Annotated in this window: 6 protein-coding genes; 5 read left to right on the top strand and 1 reads right to left on the bottom strand. The window is 71.1% G+C overall.

The genetic code is table 11. From position 1 onward, the window contains the following. The 5 genes from HW445_RS12720 to HW445_RS12740 all read left to right on the top strand — a co-directional run. A partial coding sequence (locus HW445_RS12720) for a laccase domain-containing protein (RefSeq protein ID WP_180221138.1) occupies positions 1 to 313 on the top strand: 313 nt, incomplete at its 5' end. Positions 314 to 334: 21 nt separating this feature from the next. Beyond that, positions 335 to 1,054: a YggS family pyridoxal phosphate-dependent enzyme gene (locus HW445_RS12725; protein WP_180221141.1), complete on the top strand. Its 720-nt coding sequence runs from the start codon at positions 335 to 337 to the stop codon at positions 1,052 to 1,054. A 129-nt stretch (positions 1,055 to 1,183) separates the two neighbouring features. Then, positions 1,184 to 1,843, top strand: coding sequence for a cell division protein SepF (locus HW445_RS12730; protein WP_151772816.1), 660 nt, complete (start codon positions 1,184 to 1,186; stop codon positions 1,841 to 1,843). 47 nt (positions 1,844 to 1,890) lie between these two features. Beyond that, the gene (locus HW445_RS12735; protein ID WP_108953862.1) at positions 1,891 to 2,175 is read left to right on the top strand and encodes a YggT family protein; all 285 of its coding nucleotides are present in this window, start codon (positions 1,891 to 1,893) and stop codon (positions 2,173 to 2,175) included. A 55-nt stretch (positions 2,176 to 2,230) separates the two neighbouring features. After that, positions 2,231 to 3,466 carry a DivIVA domain-containing protein gene (locus tag HW445_RS12740; RefSeq protein ID WP_180221139.1) on the top strand — a complete coding sequence of 412 codons (1,236 nt, stop codon included), beginning with the start codon at positions 2,231 to 2,233 and terminating at the stop codon, positions 3,464 to 3,466. 361 nt (positions 3,467 to 3,827) lie between these two features. Here HW445_RS12740 and ileS read toward each other — a convergent pair whose 3' ends face one another. Further along, positions 3,828 to 6,974, bottom strand: a complete 3,147-nt coding sequence (ileS, locus tag HW445_RS12745) for an isoleucine--tRNA ligase (protein WP_180221140.1) — start codon at positions 6,972 to 6,974, stop codon at positions 3,828 to 3,830. Positions 6,975 to 7,641: the final 667 nt, after the last annotated feature.

Consider the following 7,641-nt stretch of genomic DNA (forward strand, 5'->3'; position numbering starts at 1 on the left):
GGCGATGACCGAACGGGGCGCGGACCCCTCCCGGATCGTGGCCCGCACCGGCCCGTCGGTGTGCGGGCGGTGCTACGAGGTGCCGGAGCGGATGCGCGCCGAGGTCGCCGCCGTCGAACCGGCCGCGTACGCCGAGACCTCCTGGGGCACTCCCGCGGTGGACGTGGCCGCCGGGGTGCACGCCCAGTTGGAGCGACTGGGGGTGCGTGACGTGGGACGTTCCCCGGTGTGCACCATGGAGTCGCACGATCACTTCTCGTACCGCCGCGACCGCGCCACCGGCCGGCTCGCCGGGTACGTCTGGCTGGACTGAAGAGGCATGACGGAACGCGCTATGGAAGAACGCGGCGAGGAACTCGCGGCGAACCTCGCCCGGGTGGAGGCCCGGATCGCCGCGGCCTGCGAGGCCGCGGGCCGGGCACGCGACGAGGTGACCCTGATCGTGGTCACCAAGACCTATCCGGCGAGCGACGTGCGGATCCTCGCCGGACTCGGCGTGCGGCACGTCGCCGAGAACCGCGACCAGGACGCCGCGCCCAAGGCCGCGGCCTGTGCGGATCTGCCGCTTTCCTGGCATTTCGTCGGCCAGCTGCAGACCAACAAGGTCCGCTCCGTGGCAGGTTATGCCGAAATGGTGCAGTCGGTGGACCGGTCACGGCTGGTCACCGCGCTCTCCAAGGAGGCGGTGCGGACCGGTCGCGAGATCGGCTGCCTGATCCAGGTCGCGCTGGACGCCGAGGAGAAGGAGCGCGGCGAGCGCGGCGGGGTGGCGCCCGGCGGCGTCGAGGAGTTGGCGGACCTGATCGCCTCCTCGGAGGGGCTCCGGATCGGCGGTCTGATGACCGTCGCCCCGCTCACCGGACAATATGCGGGCCGTCAACGGGCCGCTTTCGACCGGCTGATGGATTTGTCGACTGTCCTGCGCCGGGCCCATCCGACTGCGACGATGGTGTCGGCAGGGATGAGTGCGGACCTCGAGGAGGCCGTTGCGGCCGGAGCGACACACGTGCGCGTCGGCAGCGCGGTACTCGGAGTCCGTCCCGGGCTCCGGTAACGTCGCCAAGAGTCGGACCACAACAGAAAATATGGTCTTTACCGCCGAATGGGCGGGCAGAACGACCTCGTGGATCGCGGGGACGTGGCAGTCGTCAGCCGATCCACCACAGAGCGGAGGACTCAGAGCATGGCCGGCGCGATGCGCAAGATGGCGGTCTACCTCGGCCTCGTGGAGGACGATGGGTACGACGGCCGGGGTTTCGACCCCGACGACGACTTCGAACCGGAACTCGACCCTGAGCCGGAGCGTGACCGTCACCGACACGAATCAGTACACACGTCGCACAGTTCACACTCGTCCCACGGTTCGCACCAGCCTCAAAGGGAAGAATCGGTGCGAGTGGTGCAGCCCCCGGCGCCGCGCGAACCGGCTCCCGCCTCCGTCGCTCCGGCGGTGGAAACCAGCCGGCCGGCGCGGATCGCCCCCGTGGCATCCATCACACAGGAACGTCAGAGTCTGGAGAAGAGCGCACCGGTGATCATGCCCAAGGTCGTGTCGGAGCGGGAGCCCTACAGGATCACCACGCTTCACCCGCGGACCTACAACGAAGCCCGTACCATCGGGGAACACTTCCGTGAGGGCACGCCGGTGATCATGAATCTGACCGAGATGGACGACACGGACGCGAAGCGACTTGTCGACTTCGCTGCCGGTCTGGTGTTTGGTCTTCACGGCAGCATCGAGCGGGTGACGCAGAAGGTGTTCCTGCTGTCTCCTGCTAACGTCGATGTCACGGCGGAGGACAAGGCCCGTATCGCAGAGGGCGGGTTCTTCAACCAGAGCTGAGAAGTACCGGGTGACGCAAGACACAGGGGAGAGGGAAGCAGGAGATCATGAGCGTGTTCTGGGACGTGGTCTACATCGCGCTGATGTGTTTCCTCCTTGTCCTGATCTTCAGGCTGGTCATGGACTACGTGTTCCAGTTCGCCCGCTCGTGGCAGCCCGGAAGGGCGATGGTGGTCGTTCTGGAGGCCACCTACACTGTCACCGATCCACCGCTCAAGCTTCTGCGGCGGTTCATCCCGCCGTTGCGTCTCGGGGGCGTGGCGCTCGACCTGTCCTTCTTCGTACTGATGATCATCGTCTACATCCTGATCTCCGTCGTGAGCCGGCTGTGAGCGCGATGTGAATGACGTTCTTGCCGAAAGCCGACGACTACGTTGAGGTGAAGAGATGCCGTTGACCCCCGAGGACGTGCGGAACAAGCAGTTCACGACCGTCCGCCTCAGGGAAGGCTACGACGAGGACGAGGTCGATGCCTTCCTCGATGAGGTCGAAGCCGAACTGACCCGACTGCTCCGCGAGAACGAGGACCTGCGCGCCAAGCTGGCCGCGGCGACCCGTGCCGCCGCGCAGAACCAGCAGGGCATGCGCAAGGGTCCCGACGGACCCGGCGGCCCGCAGGGTCCCGGCGGCCCCCAGGACCAGGGTCCCGGCATGCGCGGTCCGGGTGGACCTGTTCCCGCCGGGATATCAGGACCCCCGCAGCAGCACGGCGGCCCCATGGGTGGCCCGCCGCAGCTGCCGAGCGGTGCCCCGCAGCTTCCCGCCGGCCCGGGCGGTGGCCCCCAGGGTCACGGCGGTCCCCAGGGTCCCGGCGGACACGGTCCGCAGGGTCCCGGCCCGATGGGCCAGGGCGGTCCGGGCCCGATGGGCCAGGGTGGTCCCGGTCCCATGGGCCAGGGCGGTCCCGGCCCGATGGGTCAGCCGATGCACGGTCCCGGTCCGATGGGCGGCCCCATGGGCGGTCCCGGCGGCCCGATGGGCGGCCCCGGCCAGGGTCCCGGTGGCGACAGCGCCGCGCGCGTCCTGTCGCTGGCCCAGCAGACCGCCGACCAGGCGATCGCCGAGGCGCGTTCCGAGGCCAACAAGATCGTCGGCGAGGCCCGCAGCCGCGCCGAGGGTCTGGAGCGTGACGCCCGTGCCAAGGCCGACGCCCTGGAGCGGGACGCGCAGGAGAAGCACCGCGTCGCGATGGGCTCCCTGGAGTCCGCCCGCGCCACGCTGGAGCGCAAGGTCGAGGACCTGCGCGGCTTCGAGCGCGAGTACCGCACGCGGCTGAAGTCCTACCTGGAGTCCCAGCTGCGTCAGCTGGAGTCCCAGGCGGACGACACGCTGGCTCCGCCGCGGAACCCGGCGCCGACCGGTGCTCCGTCGCTGCCGCCTCCGCCGCCCGCTCCGTCGATGGCCCCGGCCGGTGCCGGGTCCGCCTTCGGCGGCGGTCCGGGGATGAACGGCGGCCCGGGTCCGTCCTCCGCCTTCGGCGGTGGTCCCTCGGGCAACGGCCAGCCGCAGATGTCGCCGGCCATGACGCAGCCGATGGCGCCGGTGCGTCCGCAGGGTCCGGGCCCGATGGGCCAGGCTCCCTCGCCGATGCGCGGGTTCCTGATCGACGAGGACGACAACTGACGGCCCGCGGTTGAGCGGTACGGCACGCCTGTCGTCGGCGTAGGAGGGCGGTGTCCTGAACCACAGTGGTTCAGGACACCGCCCTCTTGTCGTGCGCGTGCGGGCCCTCGCGGAACGAGCCGTCCGCTGCGAAGGTGCTCCCGGCCGCCCGCAGGGGTGCGGGCAGGGTCGTTCACCCTGCGGGCCGTCGTGCCGCCGGGCGGCACGGGTGGGCGCAGGCCGGTGCGTACCTGCGGGGCGGCTCGCCGCGAGGGGCCCGGGTCCGGGGCGAAGCCCCGGTTCCGGGAAGGGGCGGGGTGGGGGAGGAGACGAAGCCCGGCGCCCCGTGCGGGGAACCGGGCCTCGGCACCGCGGGGCGGTGTTACGCCTTGCGGAGGCGGAAGGTCAGCGACAGGCCCTCGTCGGTGAAGTCCGCGCCGAAGGTGTGGTCTGCCTCACCCCGGGCGAAGTCCGTGGCCAGGACCTCGTCGGCGACCAGTTCCGCGTGGGCGCCGAGCGCCTCGGCGACCGCGGCGTCCGTGGAGTCCCACCGCAGCGCGATGCGGTCCGCGACGTCCAGGCCGCTGTTCTTGCGGGCCTCCTGGATCAGGCGGATCGCGTCACGGGCGAGGCCCGCCCGCCGCAGCTCCTCGGTGATCTCCAGGTCCAGGGCCACCGTCGCGCCGGAGTCGGACGCCACCGACCAGCCCTCGCGCGGGGTCTCCGTGACGATGACCTCCTCGGGGGAGAGCGACACGGTCTCGCCCTCGACGTCCACCGAGGCGGTGCCCGTCTCCCGCAGGGAGGCGGAGAGCGCCGCCGCGTCCGCCGCGGCGACGGCCTTGGCGACCTCCTGCACCCGCTTGCCGAACCGCTTGCCCAGGGCGCGGAAGTTGGCCTTGGCGGTGGTGTCGACCAGCGAGCCGCCCACCTCGGAGAGCGCGGCCAGCGCGGCCACGTTGAGTTCCTCGGCGATCTGCGCGCGCAGTTCCTCGCCGAGGCGCTCGAAGCCGGAGACCGCCACCAGCGCCCGGGAGAGCGGCTGGCGGGTCTTGACGCCGGACTCGGCACGGGTGGCCCGGCCGAGCTCCACCAGGCGGCGCACCAGCGCCATCTGCTGCGAGAGCTCCGCGTCCACCGCGTCCAGGTCGGCCGCCGGCCAGGCGGACAGGTGGACCGACTCGGGGGCGTCGGGGACGACCGGGACGACCAGGTCCTGCCAGACCCGCTCGGTGATGAACGGGGTGAGCGGGGCCATCAGCTGGGTGACGGTGACCACCACGTCGTGCAGGGTCCGCAGGGCGGCCTTGTCGCCCTGCCAGAACCGGCGGCGGGAGCGGCGGACGTACCAGTTGGAGAGGTCGTCCACGAACGCCGAGAGGAGCTTGCCGGCCCGCTGGGTGTCGTAGGACTCCAGGGCCTTCGTCACGCCGTCGGTGAGGGCGTGCAGCTCGGAGAGGAGCCAGCGGTCCAGGATCGGGCGCTCGGCCGGGGCCGGGTCGGCCGCGCTCGGCGCCCAGCCGGAGGTGCGGGCGTACAGGGCCTGGAAGGCGACCGTGTTCCAGTAGGTGAGGAGCGTCTTGCGGACGACCTCCTGGATGGTGCCGTGTCCGACGCGGCGGGCCGCCCAGGGGGAGCCGCCGGCCGCCATGAACCAGCGCACCGCGTCGGCGCCGTGCTGGTCCATCAGCGGGATCGGCTGGAGGATGTTGCCCAGGTGCTTGGACATCTTCCGGCCGTCCTCGGCGAGGATGTGGCCCAGGCAGACCACGTTCTCGTACGAGGACTTGTCGAAGACGAGCGTGCCGACCGCCATCAGCGTGTAGAACCAGCCGCGGGTCTGGTCGATCGCCTCGGAGATGAACTGGGCCGGGTAGCGGCTCTCGAACAGCTCCTTGTTCTTGTACGGGTAGCCGTACTGCGCGAACGGCATGGAGCCCGAGTCGTACCAGGCGTCGATGACCTCGGGGACGCGGACCGCGGTGTGCGCGCAGCCGTCCTCGGGGCAGGCGAAGGTGACGTCGTCGATGTACGGGCGGTGCGGGTCCAGGCCCGACTGGTCGGCGCCGGTCAGCCCGGTGAGCTCGGCCCGGGAGCCGACGCAGGTCAGGTGGCCCTCCTCGCAGCGCCAGATCGGCAGCGGGGTGCCCCAGTAGCGGGAGCGGGAGAGCGCCCAGTCGATGTTGTTGTTCAGCCAGTCGCCGAAGCGGCCGTGCTTGACGCTCGACGGGAACCAGTTGGTCTTCTCGTTCTCCTCGATCAGCCGGTCCTTGACCGCGGTGGTGCGGATGTACCAGGACGGCTGCGCGTAGTAGAGGAGCGCGGTGTGGCAGCGCCAGCAGTGCGGGTAGCTGTGCTCGTACGGCAGGTGCAGGAAGAGCAGCCCGCGCTCCTGGAGGTCCGCGGTGAGCGCCTCGTCGGCCTTCTTGAAGAAGACCCCGCCGACCAGCGGGAGGTCCTCCTCGAAGGTGCCGTCGGGGCGGACCGGGTTGACCACGGGCAGGCCGTAGCCGCGGCAGACCTTGAGGTCGTCCTCACCGAAGGCGGGGGACTGGTGGACCAGACCCGTACCGTCCTCGGTGGTCACGTACTCGGCGTTGACGACGAAGTGCGCCTCGGAGGGGAACTCGACCAGCTCGAAGGGCCGCTGGTACGTCCAGCGCTCCATCTGCGCGCCGGTGAAGGTCTCACCGGTGGTCTCCCAGCCCTCACCGAGCGCCTTGGCGACCAGCGGTTCGGCGACGACCAGCTTCTCCTCGCCGTTCGTGGCGACCACGTAGGTCACCTCGGGGTGGGCGGCGACCGCGGTGTTGGACACCAGCGTCCACGGGGTGGTCGTCCACACCAGGAGCGACGCCCGGCCGGCCAGCGGGCCGGAGGTCAGCGGGAAGCGGACGTAGACGGAGGGGTCCACGACGGTCTCGTAGCCCTGGGCCAGCTCGTGGTCGGACAGGCCGGTGCCGCAGCGCGGGCACCAGGGGGCGACCCGGTGGTCCTGGACCAGGTGGCCCTTCTTGAAGATCTCCTTCAGCGACCACCAGACCGAGTCGACGTACTCGGGGTCCATGGTGCGGTAGGCGTCGTCGAGGTCGACCCAGTAGCCCATGCGGGTCGTCAGCTCGGTGAAGGCGTCGGTGTGGCGGGTGACGGACTCGCGGCACTTCGCGTTGAACGCGGCGATGCCGTAGTTCTCGATGTCCTTCTTGCCGGTGAAGCCGAGCTCCTTCTCGACGGCGAGCTCCACGGGCAGGCCGTGGCAGTCCCAGCCCGCCTTGCGCGCCACGTGGTAGCCGCGCATGGTGCGGAAGCGGGGGAAGACGTCCTTGAAGACGCGGGCCTCGATGTGGTGGGCTCCGGGCATGCCGTTGGCGGTGGGCGGACCCTCGTAGAAGACCCACTCGGGGCGGCCCTCGGACTGCTCCAGGGTCTTGGCGAAGATCTTCTGGTCGTGCCAGAAGTCGAGCACGGCGTGCTCGAGCGCGGGCAGGTCGACCTGGGCGGGAACCTGGCGGTACGTCGGCGCTGTCATCAGCGGCTTCCTCCAACGGACATTGCTGCCTTCCGTCGGAGGGACGAGAACCGTGCGCCGTCGGCGCGGTCCCGCGGTACCACCCTCCTTGGCCCCGGCGCGCCTCGCGAGCGCGTCCGGTGACCCCCTCATTCGGGTCGCGACTGCCGGGTCTACCGGCCCGGGCCCCTGCGTGCTGCCTGTGGGGGCTCCGGGCGTTCTTCCGGCGGCTCCGGGGTGATCTTCACGTCGTGCTCGCCCCCGGGCTTCCACCGTCCCCGGGTCGCTCTGGGCTGCGGGCGACGCTACTCGTCCCATCCACACCGTGTCGCTGCGGCCAGTGTAAGGGGCGGGGGCGGGTGGCGATGACGGGTTTTCGCGCGGGGGCGCCGCCGCCCGGGCCCCAGGAGACACCCCCGGCCCCCCGGAGACACCCGTTCGGCCCTGGTGCCGCGCATACCGGGGCGGCAGATGGGCACAACGCATGCAGCGGCGTGCCCCGTTGCCGCCGGAGTCCGGCCGATCTATCGTCCGAGCACGATTCGCGAGCAGGATCACAGCATGTGAGGGGCCGCGGCCATGGTGGCGAGGAAGACCGCCGAACGTGAGTCGGCGTCGGGCACGGCTGCGGCCGCCGCCCAGGATGCGGCCGGCGTGTCCGCCACCGGCGGCGTCGGGAAGGCCTCCG

This window comes from Streptomyces sp. UH6 (assembly GCF_013421635.1).
GTDB lineage: Bacteria > Actinomycetota > Actinomycetes > Streptomycetales > Streptomycetaceae > Streptomyces > Streptomyces abyssomicinicus.

Excerpts from the sequence above, each read along its gene's own strand:
- ileS (WP_180221140.1), bottom strand. The coding sequence starts at position 6,974 with ATGACAGCGCCGACGTACCGCCAGGTTCCCGCCCAGGTCGACCTGCCC.
- HW445_RS12730 (WP_151772816.1), top strand. The coding sequence starts at position 1,184 with ATGGCCGGCGCGATGCGCAAGATGGCGGTCTACCTCGGCCTCGTGGAG.
- HW445_RS12740 (WP_180221139.1), top strand. The coding sequence starts at position 2,231 with ATGCCGTTGACCCCCGAGGACGTGCGGAACAAGCAGTTCACGACCGTC.
- HW445_RS12735 (WP_108953862.1), top strand. The coding sequence starts at position 1,891 with ATGAGCGTGTTCTGGGACGTGGTCTACATCGCGCTGATGTGTTTCCTC.
- HW445_RS12725 (WP_180221141.1), top strand. The coding sequence starts at position 335 with ATGGAAGAACGCGGCGAGGAACTCGCGGCGAACCTCGCCCGGGTGGAG.